The organism is Streptococcus varani (assembly GCF_001375655.1).
GTDB classification, from domain to species: domain Bacteria; phylum Bacillota; class Bacilli; order Lactobacillales; family Streptococcaceae; genus Streptococcus; species Streptococcus varani.
In genome coordinates this window covers 365,881-392,513 of sequence record NZ_CTEN01000004.1, presented here as the reverse complement: position 1 = coordinate 392,513, position 26,633 = coordinate 365,881, and the positions used below count along the sequence as shown (strand labels likewise).

The following is a 26,633-nucleotide window of genomic DNA, read 5'->3' as shown; positions in this document are numbered from 1 at the left end:
TTTCTGTCATGAGTTAGCAGGTGAAAACTGCTTAGAGTTTTCTGTAGACATACGATTTCTCCATTTTCTATTTTTTATGTATTGTATTTCGTGTAAGAGTTCAAATTTTCATCAGTCGCCATCGTTTGGTATTTGTTTTTTTCATGATTAATCCTTTTCGCCATAAGAAAAACCCTCGCAAAGATATCTTTGCGAGGGCGTCTAAATGCATTAGCGCGGTACCACCTCAATTAACGGGGAAAATAGAATAGACCCGTCATCTCATTCTCCTCAAACAAGGAGTTGCACGGTAAGGGGTGCACACCTGAAGCTTATAACTTCGCTTCACTCTGTCTCATCAGTCCAATTTCGCAAGTTCATGCTACTCGTTCGCAATCACCACGAGCTCCCTGAAAACAATTCCTTGTTACTTTTCTGATTGAATATAGTATATAGTGGAGCGTTTTCTTTGTCAAGAGAAAGAATCGATTTTTCAGAAAATTTTGTAAATAGTTCGGTTTTTCCTTAAAAATATTATTTTAAAAAGTCAAAAAAGGTCAAACTTTCCTCTTGACCTTTCCTGACCAAAGGTGTATAATACAGACATGAGGATTTGGAAATCCTTGTAATGGTCAGACTAAGGAGGATGACAACATGTTTTATTTTTTTGAATCATTGGTCAAAGATGGTTAGATTCCGCGGTCGGAACCAGAACCTATCTTGAAAGTCCAGTAGATTTTATTTTTTAGGTAAAAGGTCAGTTTTGGTTAAAATGAAATCACAGCCAAAAGGCCATCAAGAAAAGAGGTATATTATGAACAACAACTTTAACAACATGGATGATATTTTCAACCAACTCATGGGCAATATGGGTGGTTTCAACACAGAGCGTCGCCGATACAGCATCAATGGCCGAGAGGTGACGCCGGAAGAATTTGCTTACTACCGTCAGACAGGTCAGCTTCCTGCTGGACCTGAAGCACAAACTCAGGCTCCTCAAGGTCAAGCTGGTCCAGCCAAACAAGATGGCATCTTGGCTAAGCTTGGTACTAACCTAACGGACCAAGCTCGTCAGGGTAAGTTGGATCCGGTTATCGGACGCAACAAGGAAATCCAAGAAACAGCTGAAATCTTGGCTCGCCGTACCAAGAACAATCCGGTCCTGGTTGGGGATGCTGGGGTTGGTAAAACGGCCGTGGTAGAAGGTTTGGCTCAGGCTATCGTCAACGGTGATGTGCCAGCTGCTATCAAGAACAAGGAATTGATTTCCATCGACATCTCTGGCTTGGAAGCAGGTACTCAGTACCGCGGAGCCTTTGAAGAAAATGTCCAAAACTTGATTCAGGAAGTCCAAGATGCAGGGAATGTTATCCTCTTCTTCGACGAAATTCATCAGATTTTGGGGGCAGGCTCAACAGGTGGGGATTCCGGATCAAAAGGCTTGGCCGATATTCTCAAACCGGCACTTTCTCGTGGAGACTTGACTCTTATCGGGGCAACAACTCAGGATGAATACCGCAACACCATCATGAAAAATGCAGCCTTGGCTCGCCGTTTCAACGAGGTCAAGGTCAATGCTCCGTCGCCTGAGGATACTTTGGCCATTCTCAAGGGCATCAAGCCCCTCTATGAGGCTCACCACAATATCGTCTTGCCGGATGATATTCTCAAGGCTGCGGTGGATTACTCTGTTCAGTACATTCCGCAAAGAAGTCTTCCTGATAAGGCTATTGACTTGGTGGATATGACAGCTGCCCACTTGGCGGCTCAACATCCTGTGACCGATATCAAAGCTTTGGAGTTTGAAATGGCACAAGCTCGTCAGCTGCAACAAGCAGCGGCAGAGAAAGAGGACTATGAAACAGCCCTCAATGAAAAGGTCCGCATTGACAAGTTGCAAGAAATGATTGACAACCATACAGAAGGTCAAAAAGCAGTTGCCCATGTCAATGATGTAGCTGAAGCGGTGGAACGCATGACCGGTATCCCTGTTTCGCAAATGGGAGCATCCGATATTGAACGCCTCAAAGGCATGAAGGAGCGTTTAGAAGCCAATGTCATCGGTCAAGATGATGCGGTAGAAGCCGTATCCAAAGCTATCCGCCGCAATCGTGCTGGTTTTGATGAAGGTAACCGCCCAATCGGTAGCTTCCTCTTCGTTGGTCCAACCGGGGTTGGTAAGACTGAGTTGGCTAAGCAATTGGCTGTCGATATGTTCGGCAACAAAGATGCCATCATCCGCTTGGACATGTCTGAGTATAGCGACCGGACTGCCGTTTCTAAGTTGATTGGGACAACAGCTGGTTATGTGGGCTACGATGACAACTCCAATACTTTGACAGAGCGTGTTCGCCGCAATCCTTACTCTATCGTTCTCTTGGACGAAATTGAAAAGGCTGATCCGCAAGTTATCACACTTCTCCTTCAAGTCTTGGATGACGGTCACTTGACAGATGGTCAGGGTAACACCGTCAACTTCAAGAATACGGTCATCATCGCAACGTCTAACACAGGCTTTGGCCATGGTAGCCATGAAGAAGAGGAAGAAATGGACATCATGGATCGCATTGCACCATACTTCCGCCCAGAATTCCTCAACCGTTTCAACGCGGTTATCGAGTTCAAGCATTTGACCAAGGAAAATCTCTTGGAAATCGTGGACCTCATGTTGGCTCAGGTTAACAAGACTTTGGCTAAGAAGGACATTCATCTAGAAGTAACTCCGGCAGCTAAAGATTTGCTCATGGAGACAGGTTACGACAAGGCTATGGGAGCTCGTCCTCTCCGCCGTGTCATCGAGGGCCAAATCCGTGATAAAGTGACTGATTTCTACTTGGAAAATATTGATGTCAAGAACTTAAAAGCGGATGTAGTAGATGGGGACATCGTCATCTCTCAAGCTTAATCAAAAAGAGACTGTGAACAAGAAATTCGCAGTCTTTTTTCTGTTTACAAGCCATGGCTTCTATGATAGACTGGGCAAGAAAGTCTTTAGGAGAGAAAATATGATCAAGCCCATTATGAAAGAAGTCCTCTTTCTGCAAGGAAAATCGCAAGAAGCCACCAAGGCTGATGTATCTATCGGCCAAGATTTACAGGATACTTTGCTGGCTCATAGGGATGCCTGTGTCGGTATGGCAGCCAATATGATTGGAATCAAAAAACGCATCATTATTGTTAATATGGGATTTGCCAATCTAGTTCTCTACAATCCTGTCCTCATCAGCAAATCTGGTCCCTATGCAACAGAAGAATCTTGCCTGTCCTTGCTGGGGAGCCGACCAACCACCCGCTATGAGGAAATCGTGGTGACTTTCCGCAATCAAAACTGGCAGGAGCAGACCATGACCTTTACCGGCTTCACGGCTCAGATTGTCCAACACGAACTGGATCATTTGGAAGGAATTGTCATTTAATAGTTTGAAAAAAAATAATACCATGATTTCTTGCCTTACCTTTGTTGATTTCAGTTCTATCCAAGTCTTCCCTGCTAGTCTGTATCGATTTTCTCTGACCAGAAGACAAAGAGATTGAAAAAGGAATTCTGCAGAAATATTAAAAAATGATTGATAAGAAAAAGGCTTAGGAGCTCCCTTTCGGATGACGAAACTCCTAGGCCTTTATTTGATGATAGTTTTTTGAAGGATCATACTCGTTGAAAATCAGAATGATAGTTTGTTGAAATTCTTTAACTACTTCTAGGTATATCTGCGTAGCTTTGCCTCATCTATTTTTGATTTTTCTTGAGCGAACGTTCATTCAGTTGAATTAGTTATTTTCAGACTTTTTAGAGAAGAAAATGAGGCTTGAGATTACTAATAGAAGAAAGCCGATTAGGCTTGCAAGCAATCCTTTGTGTTCCCCTGTTTGTGGAAGAACTTTTTTATTTTCTTGACCTGGATGGTTGGCTACTTGAGTGGATGGTTTGGTTTCTTTTTGAGAATCAGCAGACTCGTGTTCCCCTTTTTTAGTCATTTCTGAACTAGTCGTTTCAGTGCTAACACTAGTTGGAAGCTCTTCATTATTAGAAGGGGTTTCAGTTTCTTCTGGCTGTTTAGGAGCAGTTTTGATCTGTTCAGAAGAAAGTGCAACACTAAGGCTGTTTCCTGGTGTAATGGTATCCATCTTAATGCCATTTACAAAAATAGTATAAAATGTTCCTTCCATTAAGTTGTCACTGAAAACAACTTTGCCTTTCTCGTCAGAGTTCATTTCTGCAACTTTCTGACCAAGTGTGTTAAATAAAGTAACAGTTTGCCCACTGATTCCTTCAGCTTCCTCGTTTACGACATAAATAGTAGCTGGAATTTTTGTAAAGATAGGAAGTTTGCTTCCGGTTCCTGAGACATAAAAGGCTGTAGCCTTGCTTTGTCCATCTTTATCTGTCCGCATGGTGTAACCTTGAGCTTTTCCATCGATAGAAACACTAATGTTTCTTGCTAAAGGTAGTTCTGCAAAGACAACCTGACCATTGCTGTCGCTTTGTCCTGTTTTTAAGACTTCTTCCTTACCATCTGTAATATCAGATAAGCTTACATTTTTGCCTTCTATAACTTTCCCATCTTCTCCCAAGATAGTAACAGTAAAGGAGAAATGACCAGGAATAGTTGCTTTACTTGGAGTAATTGGTGTAGCAGGAGCTGGTGTGCTAGCGGAAAGGTCGATAGCTACTCTTACATTGATACCTGGTATGGTTTCACCCATCTTTTTATCATCAATATAAAAGACGTAGAAAGTCCCATCTAAAAGATTTTTTGTAAAACGAGCCATTCCAGCTTCATCACTCAAAACCCTATCAATGATATTTCCTGCACGATCTTTGAGGACAACTTCTTTATTTGCGACGGGTTCTGCATCTTGATTGGAAACAGCAACCACTAATGGTTTCGTCGAATAGCTAGGTGTTCCAGTTCCGATACCGTCTGCTGTAAAACTTGCTGCTAATGTTGAGTTAGCTTGACTAGTTCGGAAGGTATATCCTTTTTCCTTTCCGTCAACTGAGACACTAATATTTCGATTTAAAGGTAAGTTTGTAAAGAGAGCTTTCCCTTGTTCATTGGATGAGAGCGTCTTAATCTCTTTTGGTGTTCCATCAGTGATATCGGTTAGGACTACTGATTTTCCGGCTAAAGTAGCTCCTTTGCTATCAATAATGGTTGCAGTGAAACTGAAGTTTTCTGCAGATAGGATAGATACAGGATTTGTATCAAGGCTTTCAGCTTCAACAGAAATGGCTGCTTGGCTGTTTAGTAATGCCATGCTTGATACTGTTACAAGCATGACCATGCTCTTTGACAAAGTAAATCTTTTTTTCATGATTCCTCCAAATCGTTAACCAGTTAAGTAAACGGAAATTTTTTAAGACCGGACCGGTCAGATAAAATCATACCACCAAATAATTAACCAGTCAAGTATTTTTTGAGAAAATCATTCTTTTTTACTCTTTCTTTTGTTTTTATAACATGATTGCGGCTATATTATGGAGTATATGGATGGCCATGACTAGCTCCAAACGCTTGGTTTTGTAATAAACCAGCGAGAAAATAAGACCCATTCCTCCATAAATGCCCCAACTGATAAGGTTGGTTGGCATGTGCATGGCACCGAAAATAAAACTACTAACCGCAACTCCGATTAGGGCATGTTTTTCAAAAAGAAAACCGATGATACCAGCCCGGAAGATCCATTCTTCCATAATAGGGCCGCAGATGGCAATGAGAATAAAGAAAATTGGAAAGCTAAATCCACCAAAGATCTCATTGAGGGCAGCATCATTGGCGGTGGAATGAATCTGCATTTGCTGCAAAAGATAGAGCCCTAGGCGGGCGTAAGAGGTAGTCACTGCTGCAAGTATTAAGGATAAGGCAGTATCTTTGAGAGACCACTTGGTCCACTTTGGCAAGGGGATTTGAATAATTTTGGCAAAAAACCAAACTAGATAGACCGATAGAAGGGCACTGAGAGTGACGAGTAGTTGAAGCCAGAGATTAGGCTGGTAGGCTTGTCCTTGCATTTGACTTGGGATCATGGTAAAGGCAATAACCAGACTAGACATTTGTGACGTCATAAAAAGCAGAAGGAGCCAGAGGCTTTTGCCAAAAGTTTTCATAGATCAATTTCTTTCATTGGAATATAGCCTGATTATAAGGATTTTTCAAGCGGAAAGCAAGGGTCAGCCAATCTTTCACGCCAAACGCATGAAGAAATTTATGTTTTCAGATAGCGTATTTTCATAAGGAAGCAGTTATAAATTATAAAATTTATGCTATAGTCAAGCTGAAAACGAGGATTTGACTATGTCGAAATGAAAAACGTTGAAATTTTTTTGAAAAAATGGGTGTAACTTGAAAATGGTTACACCCATTTTCTTCAGTACGACGGGCATGTCGTACATCTGAGGTGCAAGTCCTCCGTGGGCACCCTCTACCGGTGAACCCAATAGCGACTCCCAAGCCTGACTATCGCGAGGTAGCGGGGAGAGGAAGGGATAGCGAAATCGTGGCTCTACGAACAGAAACGTGATATTAAGGCGTATATAGCGGATGAGGGGGCTGAAAAAGCCATCATCAAGTTACTAGAATACCTTAATGATGGCTATGAGTGGATTGTGGACATTGACCTTGAGAAATTCTTCGACACAGTTCCCCAAGATAGATTGATGTCTCTTGTCCATAACATTATCCAAGATGGAGATACAGAGTCTCTGATTCGTAGGTATCTTCATTCGGGTGTAGTTATCAATGGACAGCGCCATAAAACGCTGGTGGGAACACCACAAGGTGGGAATCTATCTCCCCTCCTGTCCAATATCACGCTCAATGAGCTGGACAAGGAATTGGAAAATCGAGGGCTTCGTTTCGTCCGGTACGCAGATGACTGTGTCATCACAGTTGGGAGCGAAGCATCTGCCAAACGTATCATGTATTAAGTTAGCCGATTCATTAAGAAGCGACTGGGATTGAAAGTCAATATGACCAAGACTAAGATTACCAGACCGAGTCAACTGAAGTACCTTGGATTCGGATTCTGGAAATCAGCTGAAGGGTGGAAAAGTCGTCCACATCAAGAGAGTATCCAGAGTTTCAAGAGGAAACTTAGGAAGCTCACAACACGCAAATGGAGCACTGACTTGGGTAGCCGTATTGAGAAACTCAACTGGCTTATTCGCGGATGGATAAACTACTTCGCATTGACTAACATGAAGTCAGTCATGGGAGAAATTGATAAACGATTGAGGACACGAATTAGAGTTATTATTTGGAAACAATGGAAGAAGAAGTCAAGGCGACTTTGGGGACTACTTAAACTAGGGACTCCCAAATGGATAGCTGATAAGGTATCTGGCTGGGGTGACCACTATCAATTAGTGGCACAAAAGTCAATTCAGCTATATCAAAACCAGTCCTCGCTAAACGTGGACTGGTTTCATGCCTAGATTATTATCTTGAACGACATGCGTTAAAAGTTAGTTGAACCGCCGTGTGCCGAACGGCACGCACGGTGGTGTGAGAGGGGCTAGGAATTAGTCTCTACTCGATTGCGTACGGCGTGGCCAATCTTTCTTTTCGTCTTCTCAAAAAAAGCAGATTATGGTATAATGTTACAGTTATCAGGAAATAGAGCTTATTTCCAAAAAGCCATCATCAAGTTACTAGAATACCTTAATGATGGCTATGAGTGGATTGTGGACATTGACCTTGAGAAATTCTTCGACACAGTTCCCCAAGATAGATTGATGTCTCTTGTCCATAACATTATCCAAGATGGAGATACAGAGTCTCTGATTCGTAGGTATCTTCATTCGGGTGTAGTTATCAATGGACAGCGCCATAAAACGCTGGTGGGAACACCACAAGGTGGGAATCTATCTCCCCTCCTGTCCAATATCACGCTCAATGAGCTGGACAAGGAATTGGAAAATCGAGGGCTTCGTTTCGTCCGGTACGCAGATGACTGTGTCATCACAGTTGGGAGCGAAGTATCTGCCAAACGTATCATGTATTCAGTTAGCCGATTCATTGAGAAGCGACTGGGATTGAAAGTCAATATGACCAAGACTAAGATTACCAGACCGAGTCAACTGAAGTACCTTGGATTCGGATTCTGGAAATCAGCTGAAGGTTGGAAAAGTCGTCCACATCAAGAGAGTATCCAGAGTTTCAAGAGGAAACTTAGGAAGCTCACAACACGCAAATGGAGCACTGACTTGGGTAGCCGTATTGAGAAACTCAACTGGCTTATTCGCGGATGGATAAACTACTTCGCATTGACTAACATGAAGTCAGTCATGGGAGAAATTGATAAACGATTGAGGACACGAATTAGAGTTATTATTTGGAAACAATGGAAGAAGAAGTCAAGGCGACTTTGGGGACTACTTAAACTAGGGACTCCCAAATGGATAGCTGATAAGGTATCTGGCTGGGGTGACCACTATCAATTAGTGGCACAAAAGTCAATTCAGCTATATCAAAACCAGTCCTCGCTAAACGTGGACTGGTTTCATGCCTAGATTATTATCTTGAACGACATGCGTTAAAAGTTAGTTGAACCGCCGTGTGCCGAACGGCACGCACGGTGGTGTGAGAGGGGCTAGGAATTAGTCTCTACTCGATTGCGTACGGCGTGGCCAATCTTTCTTTTCGTCTTCTCAAAAAAAGCAGATTATGGTATAATGTTACAGTTATCAGGAAATAGAGCTTATTTCCAAAAAGAAAAAAGTGAGATGCTCTGTCATCTTAGAATAAGGAGAATTCCCATGGGACGTAAATGGGCCAATATTGTTGCGAAAAAGACTGCTAAAGACGGTGCTAACTCAAAAGTGTTTGCCAAGTTTGGTGTTGAAATCTATGTTGCTGCTAAAAAAGGGGATCCAGACCCAGAAACCAACTCTTCACTGAAATTCGTTATCGATCGTGCCAAGCAAGCACAGGTTCCAAAACATATCATTGATAAGGCCATTGATAAGGCTAAGGGAAATACGGATGAGACTTTCGTAGAAGGTCGTTACGAAGGTTTCGGGCCAAATGGCTCTATGATTATCGTGGATACCCTTACTTCAAATGTCAACCGTACTGCAGCCAATGTTCGTACTGCTTTTGGTAAAAATGGCGGAAATATGGGAGCAAGTGGCTCTGTTTCTTTCATGTTTGATAAAAAGGGCGTTGCTGTTTTTGCTGGCGATGATGCCGATAGCATCTTTGAGCAACTCTTGGAAGCAGATGTTGAAGTGGAAGATGTAGAAGCAGAAGATGGTACTATCACTGTTTATACTGCACCAACGGATCTCCACAAAGCTATTCTAGCCTTGAAAGAAGCAGGCATTGCAGAATTCCAAGTCACAGAATTAGAAATGATTCCTCAATCAGAAGTTGTTTTGACAGGTGATGAATTGGTCACCTTTGAAAAACTTTACGATGCCCTCGAAGATGATGAAGATATTCAAAAAATCTACACTAACGTAGAAGGCTTCTAAGAATGACGACCAGCCGAAAGGTTGGTTTTTGTGTTTCTAGTGGAAAGTAGACATATATAGAAATGTTTTCATGGTCATTTAAATGAATATTGATACATCGTCATTTTCTTCTTGCCGTACTTTAGTAGAGCCTATGTATTAATATCTATTCTAAACGTTAATTCATTCGACGTTATTATGGGAAGAAAACTAGAAATAAATGGAGAAAAACGACGCAGCCCTACCTAGTAGGAAGCTGTAATAGAGTATCTTTATTTTTTAAAGAATATTAGTATTTATCGGAGAGGAAGATTATGAGAGTAGGTAAAATAAAACCAAGTGACAATGCTACTGTTGCCAACATGATTCGTTCGGTTTTGGAAAGTTATGGCTTGGATAAGCCTGGTACAGCATATTTTGACCCTCAATTGGATGAGTTGAGTTCCTACTATGCTGGTTTAGCTAGATCAGCCTATTATGTCTTAGAAGATGGTGGTCAAATTCTTGGAGTCGGTGGTTTTGGACCCGTTACAGAGGAGATATGTGAATTGCAAAAGCTCTATCTCCATGCTTCTTATCGTGGACAAGGCTTATCACGTCGAATCCTTGAGCGAATTTTTCAAGATGCCAAGAGTGCTGGCTATCAAAAGATTTACTTAGAAACTACTAAAGAACTAGAGGAGGCCGTCAAGGTTTATGAGCATTTTGGCTTTCATTCTTTGCCCCAACCCTTAGACAATCAAGCAGGACATACTGCCATGGATATATGGATGATAAAGGATTTATCAGAAGTTTAAGGTTGTTGATTTTGTGTTTATCAAGAGTCATAAGAGACTCTTTCTGAAAGTTCGTTTTTCTGGAATCTATGATTTCAATTTCGAACATCCGATATACCAAATAAATAAGCGAACAGGTTCGATTTCTAAAGCATAGAAAAGGAAAGGTGTTCGCTTTTGATTTTTGAAGCGAGCTTTTTCTGAATGACATTAGCAATGTTTTCAGATTTTCTTTCCTTTCCATAAAAATTTTTTAAGTCTATTTAAAATTTTTATATTGGGCAAGCGAATCAATTCTTGTTATCATTAGGGAGAATATTTTAGAAGGAGTTTGATATGAAAAAGAAACTTTTTAGTGGTCTTTTGGCAGCAGTTGCTGTTTTAACCCTAGCAGCTTGTGGAACTAAGGAAGCCACAAATACTTCCAAGGCCGATCCTGAAACCTTTACATACGCTATCGATGGGGACCCAAGTTCAACCAACCCAATCAACACCAGTGACCGTTGGGGCTTGACCCTGACCAATATCCTCTACTCGCCACTTATCCGCGTGGAGCCAGATGGAACTTATGTCAACGAACTAGCAGAAAGCTACGAAATCGCTGAAGATGGCCTGAGCATCACTGTCAAACTGCGTCAGGATGTCAAATGGTCTGATGGTGAGGACTTCAATGCTGACGATGTTCTCTTTACTTACGCTCAAAAGGTCAAAAAGGAAAATGGAAATGCAGCCAGCCTCCATATTAATGACAAACCCGTGCAACTTGAAAAAGAAGACGACTACACAGTGAAATTTATCCTGCCAGCAGTTAGTGCACCAGCTCTGGATAATATCGTAACAGAAACCTACATCATACCGGAACACATCTATAAGGATGAGCCTGATTTCTCTGTTAGTCAATTGGAAAATACACCTGTTGGAACAGGACCATATAAGTTTGTAGAGTACAAACATGGTCAGTACATCAAGTTGGAAGCCAATGAAAACTACTACAAGGGTGAACCTGAAATTGATCATTTGGTTCTTCGCATCATAACAAGTGCAGATACCCGTAAGGTTGCTTTGCAGACAGGTGAAGTGGATGCCTCCTTTGTTCTCCCATCTGAGATTGCAGACTTAGATAGTAAGACTATCACAACTCATGCCTATACCGAAAATCGTGTCGGCTACCTTGGTCTCAACACTACGACATCAGAATTGTCCGATGTCCGTGTCCGTCAGGCCCTTCTCTTTGCTCTCAATAAAGATGAGATGAACCAGGCAGCCTACCTGGATAAAGAATATTATGAGACACCTGTTTCATTCTTACCAGTAGCGAATCCATTTGCGACTGAAAAAGTTGAAAAATATGAGCAAAATGTTGAGAAAGCCAAGTCTCTCCTAGCAGAAGCTGGTGTTAGCAACCTTAGATTGAACTTAGGCTTCAATTCATCCGATCCAGCGCAAACCTTACAAGCTACCTTGATTCAGGAACAACTGGCTCAAGTAGGTGTGACCGTTGAGTTAGCTGGTGGAGATTCAACAGCCCTCTTTACAGAGCTTCGTAAAGAAGGTTCAGTAGCCTACAACCTCTTCTTAGGTGGCTATATTATGGGAAATGACCCTGACCAATATGCTCGTCTCTTCAAAGGCGGCGGTGCCTCTAACTACTTCAAGCTCAATGATGCTACCATTAATGGTCTATTTGACAAAGGAGCAGTAGAGCTAGATAAGGCTAAGCGTGATGTCATCTATGATGATTTACAAGCGGAATTGGCAAACTTAGCGGCGATTTATCCAATCGTGGACAACAAAAAAATCTTGGCTGTTAACAACCGTATTGAGGGTGTAGAAGAGGCTGGATTGGTCCCAATCTATACCTTTGAAGATCCATCACAATTAAAGATTAGGCCTTAAGACAAAAATCAGTCTATGAGACAGTGATTTTCTTGTTCCAACGGCCTAAATGTTATAGAGATAAGAGTCTGGAATACATTATTGTCCCAGACTCTTATCCGCGTTTTTAGGAGTCCTATGCTTACATACATTCTCAAACGAATGGCTCAGGCTATTCCTCTCTTACTAGTGATTTCCTTTCTTGTTTTCTCGCTGATATATGTGGCGCCTTTTGATGTCATTGATTCATTGACCACGCCCAATATGACTGCCGAACAAGTTGAGATTTTAAGACAACAAAATGGATTGGATCAACCCTTTTTGATCCAGTACTTTATCTGGTTAAAGAATATTCTATCAGGCAATCTTGGTAATTCCCTCTCATCCCACCATGGGATTGCAGGCGATTTAGCAGAAAAAATTCCCAATACCCTATCCTTGGTTCTTCCAGCTTATGTGACGGCCCTCCTTTTAGCGGTTGCCCTTGGCCTTCTTTCAGCTGCTAATCGCGGTAAATGGTTGGACCGAGCTATTGATGGTTTTGCTTCTCTAGGGATTGCGGTGCCGTCATTCTGGTTTGCTATGATTTTGATTTATTTCTTCGGTTACCGCCTAGAACTCTTTCCTTTTATAGGGATGCACACACTGGGTAAAGAAGGTGATTTTGGGGACTATCTCTCTCATCTGGTACTTCCCTATCTGACGCTAGTGATGGTCTTTATGCCAGATTTACTACGCTACATTCGGGCTTCGGCTATCGTGGAGGTAGACAAGGATTATGTGACAGTTCAAGAGGCTTTTCAGGCCAGTAAGAAAGAGATTTTTGGCAAACATATCGTCCGCAATGTGCTCATTCCTATCGTCACTCAAATCGGCTTGGCACTGCCTATGTTGGTAACCGGAGCCTTGATTACAGAAACGATTTTTTCCTGGCCAGGAGTTGGTCCCTATTTAACGACGGCAACGAGGTCTTTGGATTATCCTGTTATCATGGCAGTTATGCTCTTTTCAGCAACTCTGGTTATTTTAGGAAATCTCTTGTCAGATATTCTCTATTCCATCGTCGATCCACGCATTACAAGAGGAGGTGACAGCTAATGTTTTTCAAACAATTTAAAACTCAGATCTTGTCGTCGCCGCTTTATCTGTTTTCTGTGTTCTTTTTGCTCTTCTTGGTTCTCTTGTCCATCAGTCTGCCTCTTTTTCCCCTGAATCCTACTAGTACAAATATCACTCAGATGAATCAAGCACCTAGCCTGGACTATTTATTTGGAACGGACAATATGGGACGGGATTATTTGGCGCGTGTTCTCTACGGAGGGCGAATCTCTCTTTTGGTCGGTGTTTTGGCTATGCTGGCCTCCGTTTTAATTGGTACTTTGGTGGGCATTACAGCTGGTTATTTTGGTGGCTGGGTGGATAGTGTTTTGATGAGGACAGTGGATGTTCTCTCCTCTATCCCTTGGCTAGTGTTGGTTATCGTTCTCTCTGTCTTCCTAAAACCAGGCTTAACGACCATTATCATTGTTATTGGTGGCTTCTCTTGGATGCGAATTTCTAGATTGATTCGAGGAGAAACGCTCTCTGCTAAGACCCATGATTATGTCAATTATGCCCGCTTTATCGGAGTTCAGCCTTTGACCATTATCAGACGGCATATTCTGCCCTCTATTCTACCTACCTTGATTGTGGCAGCTTCCAGCAGTATTTCCTCGGCCATTATGACAGAATCTGCTCTCTCTTTCTTGGGCATAGGGATCCAACAGCCTCAGGCTTCCTGGGGCAGTCTCTTGCAAAATGCCCAATCTACCCTACAGTCTGCCCCTTACATGGCTATTCTACCGGGACTCTTTATTCTCTTGACCATTTATTCTTTCAATAATGTCGGAGATTTAATCCGGGATAGTTTACAGAAAGAGGTGATTTGATGAGCCATTCCATCCATTTAGAAAATCTGACGATTTCCTATCCTAAGGGAAAAGAAATCCAAACCTTGGTGTCCAATGTTTCCATCTCGGTTGCCAAAGGAAAAATCCTTGGCATCGTTGGTGAATCAGGGAGTGGGAAAAGTCTGACCGTCAAGTCACTCATGGGCATTCAGCCCAAAAATCTGGAGGCTAGCTATGATCGTTTAGATTTTGAAGGGCATCCAGTTAGCGATTTTGCTCATTTGCCTATGGCTATGATTTTCCAAGATCCCATGACCTCTCTAAACCCTTTGCGAAAGATTGGTTATCATTTGGAAGAAATTATTGAACGCTTTAGTCCAGAACTTTCTAAAAATCAAGGCAAGGAAAAAATGCTGGATATTCTTACTAAGGTTGGTATAGCCAATCCAGCTCAGCGTTTGAACCAATATCCTTTCGAATTTTCAGGGGGGATGCGGCAGCGGATTTTGATTGCTATGGCTTTATTGGCAGAGCCACGTGTTTTGATTGCGGATGAGCCAACAACTGCCTTGGATGTGACCATTCAGGCTCAAATTTTGGCCCTGATTAAAGAATTGCAAGAAAGTTTAGACTTGACGGTTATTATCGTTAGCCATGACTTTGGTGTTATCGCAGGTCTCTGTGATCAAGTCAAGGTCATGAGGTCTGGTCAAGTGGTAGAAGAAGGAAACGTAGAGGAAATCTTTGAAAATCCACAACATCCCTATACTCAGCAACTACTCCAAGCGGCCCGTCTGGATGTGGAAGAGACTCCACAAATGAAGGCAACTCATTATCCGAATGGTTCTTTTATAGCCATTTCAGAAACGCACTTTGTCAGAGGGGAGGATTAGCCCATGTCCAAACAGGCACTTATTTCTGTGAAAGATCTTCAGAAAGTATACAGCAAGAAAACTATTTTTGGCAAAGAACACCGGCATCTAGCAGTAGATGGTGTCAATCTCACTCTCTATAAGGGGGAAACTCTAGGTCTGGTCGGTGAATCTGGCAGTGGGAAATCGACCTTGGCTAAACTGATTTTAGGTCTAGAAAAACCCAGTCAGGGTCAAATCGATTATGAGGGTTTATCTCAAACAGAACTAGATAATCAGGCCTTGCAAATCATTTATCAGGATCCTTTCTCTGCTCTCAATCCCTATCTTTCTGCCCTAGAATTAGTCAAAGAACCGCTGTACAAGTTGTCTAAAGTGGAAGCAGAGAAGATGGCCTTAGCCCTTCTAGAGCGTGTTGGAATTACAGGTGAAGCGGTCCACAAGCGGCCCAAGTCATTTTCTGGTGGACAACGTCAGCGAATCGGTATTGCCCGAGCGATTGTTTCCCGTCCTCAGTTTGTAGTGTGTGATGAGCCGACCTCGGCTTTGGATGTATCCATCCAGGCGCAAATCTTAAAACTCTTGTCAGAATTGCAGGATGAGTTTGACCTGTCTTATCTCTTTATTTCTCATGATTTAACGGTAGTTAGGCACTTCGCCCATCGTATCGCTGTCCTCTACAAGGGAGCTCTGGTTGAGTTGGCACCTGCAGATCAACTTTTTGCCAGTCCAAAGCATCCCTATACCCAGTACTTGCTTTCAGCTAATTTACCTCTTTCACCAGCTCAAGCTAGGAAACAACTAGAGGAAATTTCTACGAAAATCACAGATTTTAAATTATCCGAAGATGACCAATGGGTAGAGGTTGATACTCAACATTTTGTTAGACAAACCAAGCAATAGTCCCTGTGGCTATTGTTTTTTCTTCTTTAAAAATCTTTATGGACACTTAAATTTTATATATTAGACAGGAAAAAACGGGCGTGTTATGATAATATAGTCGAATGAATTAAGTTTTGGACTAGGAACTGAGACGCAGGCTGCTCCAACAGTCTGGGAATAGACTGTTGGAGGTTGGAAATAGAAGGAACTAAGTTCCTCTCAACTAGAGTACGGCAAACTGATAGTGACAACGTATCAAGCTAATTCAAATGACTATAAAAATGAATGAGAGGAGATACAGAGATGGCAAAGGTAATTGTCGGAATTACAGGAAACGAAAAAGAAATGCCAGCCATGTCTGGTATCCAGTATGTAGCTGTAGCTAAGGATCTTTCTGAAGGAGTCAAGCAGGCTGGTGGTCTTCCTATCGTTATCCCCATCGGTCAGCCAGAAATGGCCAAGGATTATGTATATGTGGTGGATAAACTGATTCTCTCTGGTGGACAAAATGTGGACCCTCGCTTTTATGGTCAGGAAAAAGAAATTGAGAGTGATGATTATTCCTTGGCTCGTGATGAATTCGAGTTGGCCCTGATTAAAGAAGCTCTTCGTCAAAAGAAACCAATTTTTGCAGTATGTCGTGGTATGCAATTGGTCAATGTCGCTTTGGGTGGCAGTTTGCACCAATCGATTCAAGATCACTGGCAAGAAGATGTTCTAGGGACCTCTCATCAGATTGACATAAAACCCAACAGTCGCGTTAGTCAACTCTTTCAAGTTGGGACCCAGATCAACTCTTTCCATCGCCAGTCCATTAAGGAATTGGCAGCAGATTTGGTAGCAACGGCTCATGACCCTCGCGATGGTACCATTGAAGCTTATGAAAGTAAAGGACAGCATGCTATTCTCGGCATTCAATGGCACCCAGAATTTCTAGCAAAAAATTGTTCTAGTAACCAACGACTCTTTGATTACTTAGTTAAAACTCTATAATACTAGCCAGTAATGGCTGGTTTTCTTTTGATCAAAAAGAGTTATAGCTAAAAACTATAACTGATACAAAAAGGTCATAAAAATTTTTTAAGTAGCACTTAAAAAATCTCTACTAGTCAATTCATAACTCCTATGTTAAGATAAGAACAGTTAAATATGAGCGAGTGAAAAACGAACTCAAGAAATGGAGATTAACTTATGAACTTTAAAAAACTATTTGGATTTGCAACTGTAGCAGCATTATCTGTGGTGACTTTAGCAGCTTGTGCCCCATCATCTGGTTCAAAAACAGATGAAAATACCCTTAAGGTCGGAATCATGACACGTACAGATGCGACGGAGCCACTTTGGGAAAAGGTTAGTGACTTGGCAGAAAAAGATGGTTTGAAATTAGATTTTGTTGAATTTACAGACTACTCACAGCCAAATAAAGCCCTTGCCAATGGTGAAATCGATGTCAACGCTTTCCAACATTACAATTTCCTTAATAACTGGAATTCAGAAAATAAGGGAGATTTGGTGGCAGCAGCAGATACCCTCATTAGCCCACTTCGTATCTTCTCAGGTTTGGATGGCGAAAAGGTGAAATACAAAACTATTTCAGAATTACCAGATGGTGCAGTAATCTCTGTGCCAAATGATCCAACCAACGAAAGCCGTGCCCTCTACCTTCTTCAAACTGCTGGTTTGATCAAGTTGAATGTATCGGGAGAAGAGTTAGCGACAATCGTCAATATTTCTGAGAATCCAAAGAAATTGGATATTAAGGAATTGGATGCTAGCCAAACAGCTGCAACCCGCACATCAGTAGATGCAGCCATCATTAACAACAACTATGCTGTAGATGCAGGTGTTGACTATGCGACTGTTCTCTTTAAAGAAGAAATCACACCAGAATCAAAACAATGGGTTAACGTGATTGCAGCTCAAAAAGACTGGGAAAAATCAGATAAAGCGGATGCAATCAAGACCTTGATTAAAGCTTACCAAACAGAAGAAGTAGCTAAAATTCTTAGCGATTCCTCAAACGGTATTGACGTACCAGCTTGGGAAGCTGCTCCGTCAACAAATTAATCTTAGATAATCGTCTTTGACAGAATAAGAAACAAATATGGGCGTGTGCAAGCAAGCCGTATTTGTGTTTTAAGGGAGAAAGAGATGCAGGAAGCACGACAAAGATTAGAAAGCGATCCATTGGTTCAGCATTATATTCAGGTCTTGAAAAAACTAATTGCCTATAAGAGTATTTTTGCTCAAGAGACGGGTTTAACTGAAACAGCTCATTACCTGAAAGGAATTTTTCAGGCAGCCGGAGCCCAGGTTATTCTAGATACAAGTTACAGAGCTCCCTTCCTTGTTGCAAAATTCATGAGTAAGAAGGCGGATGCTAAGAGCTTGATTTTCTACAACCACTACGATGTGCAACCGGCTGATGAAGATCAAATCTGGACAACTGAGCCTTTTGACTTGGATATTCGAGATGGATTTATGTATGGTAGAGGCGTCGATGATGATAAGGGTCATATTACTGCCCGTCTAACAGCTATCCAAAAGTACCTAGAACATCAAGCTGAATTGCCCGTCAATATCCTCTTCATCATTGAAGGAGCAGAAGAATCAGCTTCGGTTGATTTGGAGAAGTACCTTGCAAAATACCAAGATAAGTTGCGTGGGGCGGATCTTTTGGTATGGGAACAAGGAATTTTTAATAAAGATGGGCAGATGGAAATCTCCGGTGGTACCAAAGGGATCCTCACCTTTGACGCCTTTGTTAAAAGTGCAGATGTTGATATTCATTCAAAATTTGGCGGTATTATCGATAGTAGTTCCTGGTATCTGATCAATGCTCTCTCTAGTCTACGCGATCAATCTGGTAAGATATTGGTAGAGGGCATCTACGAAGATATTTTTCCAGCAAGTGAACACGAGATGGACTTGGTACGCAAATATGCTCAAGTAGAGCAAGATGATTTAGAAAAAATCTATGATTTGCAACTGCCCCTCTTGACCAAGCGGCAAGACGAACTGTTGAGAACTCTTTTTTTCGAACCCTCTCTTTCTATTCAAGGAATCAAGACGGGGTATCAAGGTCAAGGAGTCAAAACGATCTTGCCAGCAGAAGCTTCCGCTAAATTAGAAGTGAGGCTTGTGCCAGGTATGCATCCGCAAAAAGTCTTTCAACAGATCCAAGCCCAACTGATTAGAAATGGTTTTGAAAAGGTTGATTTGGTTTATACCTTGGGAGAGGAAGGCTATCGCAGTGATATGACTGCACCGGGTATTCTCAAGGTCATTGACATTGCGGAGAATTTTTCAGATAATGGAGTAGCGGTCTTGCCAACAACAGCCGGAACTGGTCCTATGCATCAGGTCTTCCATGCCTTGCAAGTACCTATTGCAGCCTTTGGGATTGGTCATCCAAACAGTCGTGATCATGGTGGGGATGAAAACGTGAAAGTGACAGATTATTTGACCCATATAGAAATGATAGAGGAGTTAATCAGAAGTTATGAGTGAAACCATTATTCAACTAGAAAATATTGATATTACCTTTCACCAGAAAAAACGAGTTATTGAAGCTGTTAAAGATGTTTCAGTGACCATCAAGAAAGGGGATATCTATGGAATCGTAGGTTATTCGGGTGCCGGTAAGTCGACGTTGGTCCGTGTTATTAACCTCCTTCAGATTCCGACTGCGGGTAAAATCACCATCGGTGATCAAGTAACCTATGCAGATGGTCGGGTGCAACTAAATCCTGCTGCCCTTCGTCAGAAACGCCAGAAAATCGGGATGATTTTCCAGCACTTCAACCTTATGGCTCAAAAAACCGCTCGTCAAAATGTAGCTTTTGCTCTCAGACATTCTGATTTGAGCAAAGCAGAGCGTCGGACCAAGGTGGAAGAATTGTTGGAGTTGGTTGGTTTGGCTGATCGTGCGGACAACTATCCTGCGCAGCTCTCTGGGGGGCAAAAACAGCGTGTAGCCATTGCCCGTGCTCTTGCAAATGATCCAGAAATCCTTATTTCAGATGAATCAACTTCGGCTTTGGATCCAAAGACAACCAAGCAAATCTTAGCCCTCTTACAGGACCTCAATCGTAAGTTGGGACTAACGGTGGTCATGATTACCCATGAAATGCAGATTGTCAAGGATATCTGTAACCGAGTGGCGGTCATGCAAAATGGTGAGTTGATTGAAGAGGGTTCTGTCTTGGAAATTTTCTCTCACCCTAAACAAGCCTTGACACAAGAATTTATCAAAACTGCAACAGGAATTGACGAGGCGATGGTCAAGATTGAAAAACAAGATATCGTAGAAGATATGGCGGCAAATTCAATCCTGGCTCAACTCAAATATGCTGGTCATACAACGGATGAGCCGATTTTGAACGATATCTATAAGCGATTTGAAGTCACAGCCAACATTTTATATGGCAATATTGAGATTTTAGATGATACCCCTGTTGGTGAATTAGTGGTTGTCTTATCAGGCCAGCCAGAAGCTCTGGAGTCAGCTCAACAAGCAATCATTGAAGCTGGTGTCGAATTAACAGTATTGAAAAGAGGTGCCTAGATGAGTAATTGGCTTCAAACAAATTTACCCAATGTTTATAAGATTGGTCTGACGGGACCAAATGGTTGGTTAGCAGCGACCTATACAACTCTTTATATGACTATTTGGGCTTTCTTAATTGGTGGCTTTATTGGTCTCTTAACTGGCCTTTTCCTAGTCTTAACAGCTCCCGGTGGTGTCTTGGAAAACAGAGTTGTGTTCCATATTTTAGATAAGATTACCTCTGTTTTCCGGGCTGTACCCTTTATTATCTTACTCTTTATTTTAGCTCCAGTAACCTTCCTCTTGATCAAAACGAACCTTGGTCCGACGGCAGCTATTGTCCCACTTTCGGTTGCAACCTTCGCCTTCTTTACTCGTCAGGTTCAGGTCGTTTTATCCGAGTTAGATCGTGGTGTGATTGAAGCAGCACAAGCTTCTGGGGCAACCAGTTTTGACTTGATTAAGGTCTACCTCAGTGAAGGTTTGCCAGACCTTATCCGCGTTTCTACGGTGACCCTTATTTCTCTTGTGGGAGAAACAGCCATGGCCGGTGCTATCGGTGGTGGCGGTATTGGGAATGTAGCCATCTCCTACGGATACAATCGCTTCAACCATGATGTGACTTGGACAGCAACGTTACTCATTCTTCTAATGATTTTTAGTATTCAATTATTGGGTGATCTTCTCACACGTAAGGTTAGCCATCGCTAAATCTTTGAAGCAAGCCAGTAAAACCAAGCGATTGAGCTTGGTTTTTGTTATACTAAAATAGAAGGAAAAAGTGTTTTCTTGCCTGATATAGAAAAGAGGAATATCTATGAGAACCTATCAAATGAATAACGGCCTAACCATTCCTGCTGTGGGTTTTGGTACCTACCTTTCTAAAGACGGAGATGAGGTTTACAATGCAGTGCGCAAAGCTTTAGATGCTGGCTATCGCCATATTGATACAGCTGCCTTTTATGAAAACGAGGAAACGATTGGACGCGCCATCAAAGATTCTGGTGTCCCTCGTGAGGAACTCTTCATTACCACTAAACTCTGGAATGATGCTCATGGCTATGAGGAAGCAAAAGCAGCTTTTAAGGCATCCATGGACCGTCTCCAGTTAGACTACCTGGACCTTTACTTGATTCACTGGCCAAATCCAGTTAGTGTTCGCGATCGTTGGCAGTCCGCTAATGCTCAAACATGGATAGCTATGGAAGAATTGGTTGAAGCAGGCCAAATTCGAACAATCGGATTGAGTAATTTTATGGTCCATCATCTGGAAGAATTGCTCAAAACGGCAAAGATTGTCCCGGCTATTAATCAACTTCGTTTGGCACCAGGGGTGTATCAGGCAGAGATTGTTAATTATTGTAAGGAAAAGGGAATTATTCTCCAAGCTTGGAGTCCACTGGGGCGCGGTGAACTCTTTTCCCATCCAACTATGTTGATGATGGCCAAAAAATACGGAAAAACAGTTGCTCAAATTGCTTTAGCCTGGTCTTGGTCCCAGGGCTTCTTACCTTTGCCAAAATCAGTTACTCCAAGTCGCATCGTTGAAAATTTGGATTTTCAAGATATAGAACTCTCTAATGACGACATAGCGACAATTACAGCTATCGAAGTAGTGACAGGAGCAAAAAATCCTGATGAAATCGATTTTTAAAATGAATACTTTTTGCTTCTTGTTCTTCCCGTAAAGTGGAATAAAAAGCTGTATAGGGCTTATATTCAATGAAAGTTAGTAAATTGAATTTCTATCACCTCAAATCTTGCTTTGGTAGAAAAACTGGACAGAGTAGGGAGATTCTGCTATAATACATTTCAAGAAAGAAAGTCTTATCGAGCAATTCTCAAGCGAGCCTGTGGTAGTGAAAGTCAGGTGAAGGAAAGATAAAGATTGGCACTTTCGGAATGAATCTGAAATAAAATGAAGTAATAAATTAGGGTGGAACCGCGTCTCAACGCCCCTATGCCAGTGGTATAGGAGTGTTGAGAGTGGGGCCATTTTTCGTTATCTAGAAAAGAGATGAGATGTTTACTTTAGAAAATATTATAGATGCCCATGCTCAGTTTACTGGGCCAGATTTTCCAAAATTGATTGTCCGATTTAAGGAGATAGGCATGGTGAAAAATCACGTGGATATCTTAGCTGGACAAGTGATCTATAGAGACAAAACAGACTCTGTTATTGTCAATCAAGGCTATCAGGTCAAGGGTACCTTAGCCGATTTGGTTGAGCTTAAGCAAGCTAAAAATGATTTACAAACTCATCAGGCTGGTCAGACAGATTTTCCAACTTTCTGTGAAGATATGGCAAAATCTGGAATTGTTGGCTGGGTGATTGACTTAGAGGAGATGACTTGCTCATATTTGAACAAGGATGAGCAGGCGGTCCTAGTGGAGAATATCCCCACAGTTTAATAAAATAATTACTAATAATAAAAAATAGGAGTCATTTATGTCCAATAAAAAATTAACATTTCAAGAAATTATCTTGACCTTACAACAATACTGGAATGACCAAGGTTGTATGCTCATGCAGGCCTATGACAACGAAAAGGGTGCGGGAACCATGTCACCCTATACCTTCCTTCGGGCCATCGGTCCTGAGCCATGGAATGCGGCTTATGTAGAACCATCGCGTCGTCCAGCTGATGGTCGTTACGGTGAAAATCCAAACCGTCTGTATCAACACCACCAGTTTCAAGTGGTTATGAAACCATCTCCAAGCAATATTCAAGAACTCTATCTTGAATCACTTGAAAAATTGGGTATCAACCCATTGGAACACGACATCCGTTTCGTTGAAGATAACTGGGAAAATCCATCAACTGGATCAGCTGGTCTTGGTTGGGAAGTGTGGCTGGATGGGATGGAAATCACTCAGTTCACTTACTTTCAACAGGTTGGTGGCTTGGCAACAGGTCCTGTAACAGCTGAGGTAACCTATGGTTTGGAACGGTTAGCATCTTATATCCAAGAAGTAGATTCTGTCTATGATATTGAGTGGGCCCCAGGTGTCAAGTACGGAGAAATCTTCCTACAACCTGAATACGAGCACTCAAAATACTCATTTGAAATTTCAGATCAAGTCATGCTTTTGGAAAACTTTGAGAAATTTGAAAAAGAAGCAGCGCGTGCCTTGGAAGAAGGCTTGGTTCACCCAGCCTATGACTATGTTCTTAAATGTTCCCATACCTTCAACTTGCTGGACGCTCGTGGAGCGGTTTCTGTAACAGAGCGCGCAGGTTATATTGCCCGCATCCGTAACCTAGCCCGTGTCGTAGCTAAAACCTTCGTCGCAGAACGCAAAAAACTCGGTTACCCATTGCTGGATGAGGCGACACGAGCAAAACTTTTGCTAGGGGATGGGGAATAGATGGCGATAACATGTGTCCTAAATGAATCTATTTATTATATGAAAATTCAATTATCTATGGAATACATTCAAGAGATGGATAATGACTGCCTGAAGGAAATAGTACGAGCTTGGATAAATGAAACTTTATCCATGAATCTAGATATTGGGTGGGAAGCTAATCCAGGTGATGAAAGCAAAGAATTATTATGTTCTTTGAAAGAGAGCACAGATCTAGACAAAATTAATAGAGTTATACAGAATACAGTAGTGTTTCAGCCAATTCAAATTTCGGGGAAAAGAAGCGACGGCAAACATATTGTACGCCATTATAATGTTAATAGTATTGAACTAATTAATCGAGGAAAATAAAACATGACAAAAAATTTATTAGTAGAACTTGGTCTGGAAGAGCTACCAGCTTATGTAGTCACTCCAAGTGAACAACAATTGGGCGAGAAAATGGTTAGTTTTCTAACTGACAATCGCCTCTCGTTTGACAGTATCCAAACCTTCTCAACCCCTCGTCGTTTGGCGGTTCGAGTGACAGGTTTGGCAGATGCGCAGACAGATTTGACAGAGGATTTCAAAGGCCCAGCGAAGAAAATCGCCTTGGATGCAGAGGGGAATTTCTCAAAAGCAGCTCAAGGTTTCGTTCGTGGCAAAGGTTTGACAGTTGAAGATATCGAATTCCGCGAAATCAAAGGCGAAGAGTATGTTTATGTGACCAAACACGAAGCAGGTAAAGCTGCTGAAGAAGTTTTGGTCGGCCTCCCTCAGGTTCTTTCTAGCATGACTTTCCCAGTCAGCATGTATTGGGCAGGAAACAGCTTTGAGTATATCCGTCCTGTACACACCTTGACAGTCCTTTTGGATAACCAAGCTCTTGAATTGAATTTCTTGGATATCACCTCAGGTCGCATCAGTCGCGGTCACCGTTTCCTTGGTCAAGAAACGCAGATTGCATCCGCTGATTCTTACGAGGAAGACCTTCGTAAGGTATTTGTATTGGCAGATGCTAAAGAGCGTGAAAATCTCATTGTAGAGCAAATCAAGGCTATCGAAGCAGAGAAAAATGTTTCGGTCGAAATCGATTCTGACCTCCTAAACGAAGTACTCAACTTGGTGGAGTATCCGACTGCTTTCATGGGTTCCTTTGATGCCAAATACTTGGCGGTTCCAGAAGAAGTATTGGTCACTTCTATGAAAGCCCACCAACGTTACTTCGTGGTCCGTGACCAGGATGGCAAACTCTTACCAAACTTCATCTCTGTCCGTAATGGTAACGCAGAACATATTGAAAATGTTATCAAAGGGAATGAGAAAGTCTTGGTTGCTCGTCTGGAAGATGGAGAATTCTTCTGGCGTGAAGACCAGAAACTAAAGATTGAAGACTTGGTTGCCAAGCTTTCAAATGTCACTTTCCATGAAAAAATTGGTTCTTTGGCAGAACATATGAACCGCACGCAAGTAATTGCGGCTTCGCTAGCAGCGCAAGTTGACCTATCAGCCGAAGAAGTAGCGGCTCTTGATCGTGCAGCTCAAATCTATAAGTTTGACCTCTTGACTGGTATGGTAGGTGAATTTGACGAATTGCAAGGGATCATGGGGGAAAAATATGCCCTGCTTGCAGGCGAACAAAAAGCCGTAGCCGCAGCGATTCGTGAGCATTACTTGCCAAATGCTGCTGAAGGTGCTCTTCCTGAAACCAAGGTTGGTGCTCTTCTAGCTCTCTCTGATAAGTTGGACACCCTTCTTTCCTTCTTCTCAGTCGGCTTAATTCCGTCAGGTTCAAATGATCCTTATGCCCTTCGCCGTGCCACTCAGGGGATTGTCCGTATCTTGGATGCCTTTGGTTGGGCTATTCCGATGGATGAGTTGGTAGATAGTCTCTATGCTCTGAACTTTGACAGTTTGACCTATGACAACAAGGCAGATGTCCTGAACTTCATACGTGCTCGTGTGGAAAAAATGATGGGCAATCAGATTCCAAAAGACATCCGTGATGCTGTTCTAGCCGGTTCAACCTTTGTTGTGCCAGAAATGTTAGCAGCAGCCCAAGCCTTGGTAGAAGCTAGCAAAGAAGACAACTACAAGTCAGCGGTTGAGTCCTTGTCACGCGTCTTTAACCTAGCTGAAAAAGCTGAAGCAACTGTCGTTGTGGATGCTACTCTCTTTGAAAACGAGCAAGAAAAAGCCTTGGCATCTGCTATTGAAGCCTTGAGTTTGACAGCTGATGTGACAGCGAATATCGCAGCTCTCTTTGCCCTTAGTTCGGTGATCAATGACTTCTTTGATAATACCATGGTTATGGCAGAAGATGCCGCGGTTAAACATAACCGCCTAGCTCTCTTGGCTGGTTTGGTGGTAAAAGCTAAAGCAGTCGCAGTCTTCAATCAATTGAACACCAAATAAATTTTTCAATTGGGAAAAATAATGACTTTGTGTTGAGTTAAGAGAAGTTTTTCAGTCAGGTGCTATCTATTTCGGAATTTTTGAAATTGCGATTCCAAAAATTAGTCATGGTCGCCTTAAGAAGTGCTGATATCCGTACCACCTAGAAAAGTATCTAAAAAAGTAAAAATGAAAGGAACTGGCATGCACCCTAATAAAATTGCTCGGATTAATGAGTTGGCCAAAAAGAAAAAAACAGTTGGATTGACTGGACCTGAAAAAGTTGAACAGGCCGAACTTCGTAAAGAGTATATCGAAGGCTATAAACGTTCCCTCCGACATCATATCGCTGGAATCAAACTCGTTGATGAAGAAGGCAACGATGTCACACCAGAAAAAATTCGCCAAGTTCAAAGGGAACAAGGGCTTCATGGTAGAAGTCTGGACGATCCAGAATCTTAATAAAATATCTTGTTCAAATATGAACACATGAAATCAGACTTTTTCCTAAAAGATGACCTCATGTGTTTTTTTATTTAATCCTAAAAATAGTTTTGCAACATCTTTATGAGAGAAAATAGAACTTGTTGCAAGAAGATGTTATTTTCAGGATT

At 42.0% G+C, this 26,633-nt stretch carries 22 protein-coding genes and 2 pseudogenes; 22 read left to right on the top strand and 2 right to left on the bottom strand.

The window, feature by feature from the left end; translation table 11 throughout:
• Positions 1-793: 793 nt before the first annotated feature.
• Together BN1356_RS10570 and BN1356_RS10565 are read left to right on the top strand one after the other, a co-directional pair.
• Positions 794-2,884 carry an AAA family ATPase gene (locus BN1356_RS10570; RefSeq protein WP_093651346.1) on the top strand — a complete coding sequence of 697 codons (2,091 nt, stop codon included), beginning with the start codon at positions 794-796 and terminating at the stop codon, positions 2,882-2,884.
• A 100-nt stretch (positions 2,885-2,984) separates the two neighbouring features.
• Positions 2,985-3,395, top strand: coding sequence for a peptide deformylase (locus tag BN1356_RS10565; RefSeq protein ID WP_093651345.1), 411 nt, complete (start codon positions 2,985-2,987; stop codon positions 3,393-3,395).
• Positions 3,396-3,747: 352 nt separating this feature from the next.
• On the opposite strand, the gene BN1356_RS10560 is transcribed toward BN1356_RS10565, so the two are convergent.
• A complete protein-coding gene (locus BN1356_RS10560) occupies positions 3,748-5,295 on the bottom strand; it encodes an LPXTG cell wall anchor domain-containing protein (RefSeq protein WP_093651344.1) in 1,548 nt (515 codons plus the stop codon).
• Between the two features lie 139 nt (positions 5,296-5,434).
• The gene (locus BN1356_RS10555) at positions 5,435-6,088 is read right to left on the bottom strand and encodes a CPBP family intramembrane glutamic endopeptidase (RefSeq protein ID WP_093651343.1); all 654 of its coding nucleotides are present in this window, start codon (positions 6,086-6,088) and stop codon (positions 5,435-5,437) included.
• Positions 6,089-6,532: 444 nt separating this feature from the next.
• On the opposite strand from BN1356_RS10555, the pseudogene BN1356_RS10550 reads away from it, so the two are divergent.
• The 20 genes and pseudogenes from BN1356_RS10550 to BN1356_RS10455 form a co-directional block, all read left to right on the top strand.
• Positions 6,533-7,452: pseudogene (locus BN1356_RS10550) on the top strand (reverse transcriptase domain-containing protein); the annotation flags it as partial.
• A gap of 157 nt (positions 7,453-7,609) precedes the next feature.
• Positions 7,610-8,529: pseudogene (locus tag BN1356_RS10545) on the top strand (reverse transcriptase domain-containing protein); the annotation flags it as partial.
• Between the two features lie 208 nt (positions 8,530-8,737).
• Complete coding sequence (locus BN1356_RS10540; protein WP_093651342.1) at positions 8,738-9,454, top strand: YebC/PmpR family DNA-binding transcriptional regulator; 717 nt, start codon at positions 8,738-8,740, stop codon at positions 9,452-9,454.
• A gap of 293 nt (positions 9,455-9,747) precedes the next feature.
• Positions 9,748-10,230, top strand: coding sequence for a GNAT family N-acetyltransferase (locus BN1356_RS10535; protein ID WP_093651341.1), 483 nt, complete (start codon positions 9,748-9,750; stop codon positions 10,228-10,230).
• Between the two features lie 315 nt (positions 10,231-10,545).
• Positions 10,546-12,105, top strand: a complete 1,560-nt coding sequence (locus BN1356_RS10530; RefSeq protein ID WP_093651340.1) for an ABC transporter substrate-binding protein — start codon at positions 10,546-10,548, stop codon at positions 12,103-12,105.
• 117 nt (positions 12,106-12,222) lie between these two features.
• Positions 12,223-13,182 carry an ABC transporter permease gene (locus BN1356_RS10525; RefSeq protein WP_093651339.1) on the top strand — a complete coding sequence of 320 codons (960 nt, stop codon included), beginning with the start codon at positions 12,223-12,225 and terminating at the stop codon, positions 13,180-13,182.
• On the top strand, positions 13,182-14,012 hold the full coding sequence (locus BN1356_RS10520; RefSeq protein WP_093651338.1) for an ABC transporter permease: 831 nt from the start codon (positions 13,182-13,184) through the stop codon (positions 14,010-14,012). Before BN1356_RS10525 ends, BN1356_RS10520 begins: the two co-directional genes overlap by 1 nt.
• Positions 14,012-14,866: an ABC transporter ATP-binding protein gene (locus BN1356_RS10515; RefSeq protein ID WP_093651337.1), complete on the top strand. Its 855-nt coding sequence runs from the start codon at positions 14,012-14,014 to the stop codon at positions 14,864-14,866. Before BN1356_RS10520 ends, BN1356_RS10515 begins: the two co-directional genes overlap by 1 nt.
• A 3-nt stretch (positions 14,867-14,869) precedes the next feature.
• Positions 14,870-15,748 carry an ATP-binding cassette domain-containing protein gene (locus BN1356_RS10510; protein ID WP_093651336.1) on the top strand — a complete coding sequence of 293 codons (879 nt, stop codon included), beginning with the start codon at positions 14,870-14,872 and terminating at the stop codon, positions 15,746-15,748.
• Positions 15,749-16,030: 282 nt separating this feature from the next.
• On the top strand, positions 16,031-16,720 hold the full coding sequence (locus BN1356_RS10505; RefSeq protein WP_093651335.1) for a gamma-glutamyl-gamma-aminobutyrate hydrolase family protein: 690 nt from the start codon (positions 16,031-16,033) through the stop codon (positions 16,718-16,720).
• Positions 16,721-16,918: 198 nt separating this feature from the next.
• Positions 16,919-17,794 (top strand): MetQ/NlpA family ABC transporter substrate-binding protein, encoded by an 876-nt coding sequence (locus BN1356_RS10500; RefSeq protein ID WP_093651334.1) that lies wholly within the window; start codon positions 16,919-16,921, stop codon positions 17,792-17,794.
• 84 nt (positions 17,795-17,878) lie between these two features.
• A complete protein-coding gene (locus tag BN1356_RS10495; RefSeq protein ID WP_093651333.1) occupies positions 17,879-19,237 on the top strand; it encodes a M20/M25/M40 family metallo-hydrolase in 1,359 nt (452 codons plus the stop codon).
• Positions 19,230-20,294 (top strand): methionine ABC transporter ATP-binding protein, encoded by a 1,065-nt coding sequence (locus BN1356_RS10490; RefSeq protein ID WP_093651332.1) that lies wholly within the window; start codon positions 19,230-19,232, stop codon positions 20,292-20,294. The genes BN1356_RS10495 and BN1356_RS10490 overlap by 8 nt, the downstream gene beginning before the upstream one ends.
• Positions 20,295-20,987 carry a methionine ABC transporter permease gene (locus tag BN1356_RS10485; protein ID WP_093651331.1) on the top strand — a complete coding sequence of 231 codons (693 nt, stop codon included), beginning with the start codon at positions 20,295-20,297 and terminating at the stop codon, positions 20,985-20,987.
• Between the two features lie 106 nt (positions 20,988-21,093).
• Positions 21,094-21,930, top strand: coding sequence for an aldo/keto reductase (locus tag BN1356_RS10480; RefSeq protein WP_093651330.1), 837 nt, complete (start codon positions 21,094-21,096; stop codon positions 21,928-21,930).
• A 368-nt stretch (positions 21,931-22,298) separates the two neighbouring features.
• Positions 22,299-22,688 carry a DUF1398 domain-containing protein gene (locus BN1356_RS10475; RefSeq protein WP_093651329.1) on the top strand — a complete coding sequence of 130 codons (390 nt, stop codon included), beginning with the start codon at positions 22,299-22,301 and terminating at the stop codon, positions 22,686-22,688.
• 37 nt (positions 22,689-22,725) lie between these two features.
• The gene (gene glyQ / locus BN1356_RS10470; RefSeq protein ID WP_093651328.1) at positions 22,726-23,646 is read left to right on the top strand and encodes a glycine--tRNA ligase subunit alpha; all 921 of its coding nucleotides are present in this window, start codon (positions 22,726-22,728) and stop codon (positions 23,644-23,646) included.
• 39 nt (positions 23,647-23,685) lie between these two features.
• The gene (locus tag BN1356_RS10465; protein ID WP_141651840.1) at positions 23,686-23,997 is read left to right on the top strand and encodes a hypothetical protein; all 312 of its coding nucleotides are present in this window, start codon (positions 23,686-23,688) and stop codon (positions 23,995-23,997) included.
• A gap of 3 nt (positions 23,998-24,000) precedes the next feature.
• Positions 24,001-26,040: a glycine--tRNA ligase subunit beta gene (glyS, locus tag BN1356_RS10460; RefSeq protein ID WP_093651326.1), complete on the top strand. Its 2,040-nt coding sequence runs from the start codon at positions 24,001-24,003 to the stop codon at positions 26,038-26,040.
• Positions 26,041-26,223: 183 nt separating this feature from the next.
• Positions 26,224-26,481: a DUF896 family protein gene (locus BN1356_RS10455; protein ID WP_093651408.1), complete on the top strand. Its 258-nt coding sequence runs from the start codon at positions 26,224-26,226 to the stop codon at positions 26,479-26,481.
• The last annotated feature ends 152 nt before the right edge of the window (positions 26,482-26,633 follow it).

What these genes read in the sequence shown, in the direction of transcription:
- BN1356_RS10510 (WP_093651336.1), top strand. Translation starts at nt 14,870, where the DNA reads ATGTCCAAACAGGCACTTATTTCTGTGAAAGATCTTCAGAAAGTATAC.
- BN1356_RS10555 (WP_093651343.1), bottom strand. Translation starts at nt 6,088, where the DNA reads ATGAAAACTTTTGGCAAAAGCCTCTGGCTCCTTCTGCTTTTTATGACG.
- BN1356_RS10570 (WP_093651346.1), top strand. Translation starts at nt 794, where the DNA reads ATGAACAACAACTTTAACAACATGGATGATATTTTCAACCAACTCATG.
- BN1356_RS10515 (WP_093651337.1), top strand. Translation starts at nt 14,012, where the DNA reads ATGAGCCATTCCATCCATTTAGAAAATCTGACGATTTCCTATCCTAAG.
- BN1356_RS10530 (WP_093651340.1), top strand. Translation starts at nt 10,546, where the DNA reads ATGAAAAAGAAACTTTTTAGTGGTCTTTTGGCAGCAGTTGCTGTTTTA.
- BN1356_RS10480 (WP_093651330.1), top strand. Translation starts at nt 21,094, where the DNA reads ATGAGAACCTATCAAATGAATAACGGCCTAACCATTCCTGCTGTGGGT.
- BN1356_RS10500 (WP_093651334.1), top strand. Translation starts at nt 16,919, where the DNA reads ATGAACTTTAAAAAACTATTTGGATTTGCAACTGTAGCAGCATTATCT.
- BN1356_RS10505 (WP_093651335.1), top strand. Translation starts at nt 16,031, where the DNA reads ATGGCAAAGGTAATTGTCGGAATTACAGGAAACGAAAAAGAAATGCCA.
- BN1356_RS10535 (WP_093651341.1), top strand. Translation starts at nt 9,748, where the DNA reads ATGAGAGTAGGTAAAATAAAACCAAGTGACAATGCTACTGTTGCCAAC.
- BN1356_RS10490 (WP_093651332.1), top strand. Translation starts at nt 19,230, where the DNA reads ATGAGTGAAACCATTATTCAACTAGAAAATATTGATATTACCTTTCAC.
- BN1356_RS10465 (WP_141651840.1), top strand. Translation starts at nt 23,686, where the DNA reads ATGAAAATTCAATTATCTATGGAATACATTCAAGAGATGGATAATGAC.
- BN1356_RS10485 (WP_093651331.1), top strand. Translation starts at nt 20,295, where the DNA reads ATGAGTAATTGGCTTCAAACAAATTTACCCAATGTTTATAAGATTGGT.
- BN1356_RS10520 (WP_093651338.1), top strand. Translation starts at nt 13,182, where the DNA reads ATGTTTTTCAAACAATTTAAAACTCAGATCTTGTCGTCGCCGCTTTAT.
- BN1356_RS10565 (WP_093651345.1), top strand. Translation starts at nt 2,985, where the DNA reads ATGATCAAGCCCATTATGAAAGAAGTCCTCTTTCTGCAAGGAAAATCG.
- BN1356_RS10475 (WP_093651329.1), top strand. Translation starts at nt 22,299, where the DNA reads ATGTTTACTTTAGAAAATATTATAGATGCCCATGCTCAGTTTACTGGG.
- BN1356_RS10560 (WP_093651344.1), bottom strand. Translation starts at nt 5,295, where the DNA reads ATGAAAAAAAGATTTACTTTGTCAAAGAGCATGGTCATGCTTGTAACA.
- BN1356_RS10525 (WP_093651339.1), top strand. Translation starts at nt 12,223, where the DNA reads ATGCTTACATACATTCTCAAACGAATGGCTCAGGCTATTCCTCTCTTA.
- glyQ (WP_093651328.1), top strand. Translation starts at nt 22,726, where the DNA reads ATGTCCAATAAAAAATTAACATTTCAAGAAATTATCTTGACCTTACAA.
- glyS (WP_093651326.1), top strand. Translation starts at nt 24,001, where the DNA reads ATGACAAAAAATTTATTAGTAGAACTTGGTCTGGAAGAGCTACCAGCT.
- BN1356_RS10495 (WP_093651333.1), top strand. Translation starts at nt 17,879, where the DNA reads ATGCAGGAAGCACGACAAAGATTAGAAAGCGATCCATTGGTTCAGCAT.
- BN1356_RS10540 (WP_093651342.1), top strand. Translation starts at nt 8,738, where the DNA reads ATGGGACGTAAATGGGCCAATATTGTTGCGAAAAAGACTGCTAAAGAC.
- BN1356_RS10455 (WP_093651408.1), top strand. Translation starts at nt 26,224, where the DNA reads ATGCACCCTAATAAAATTGCTCGGATTAATGAGTTGGCCAAAAAGAAA.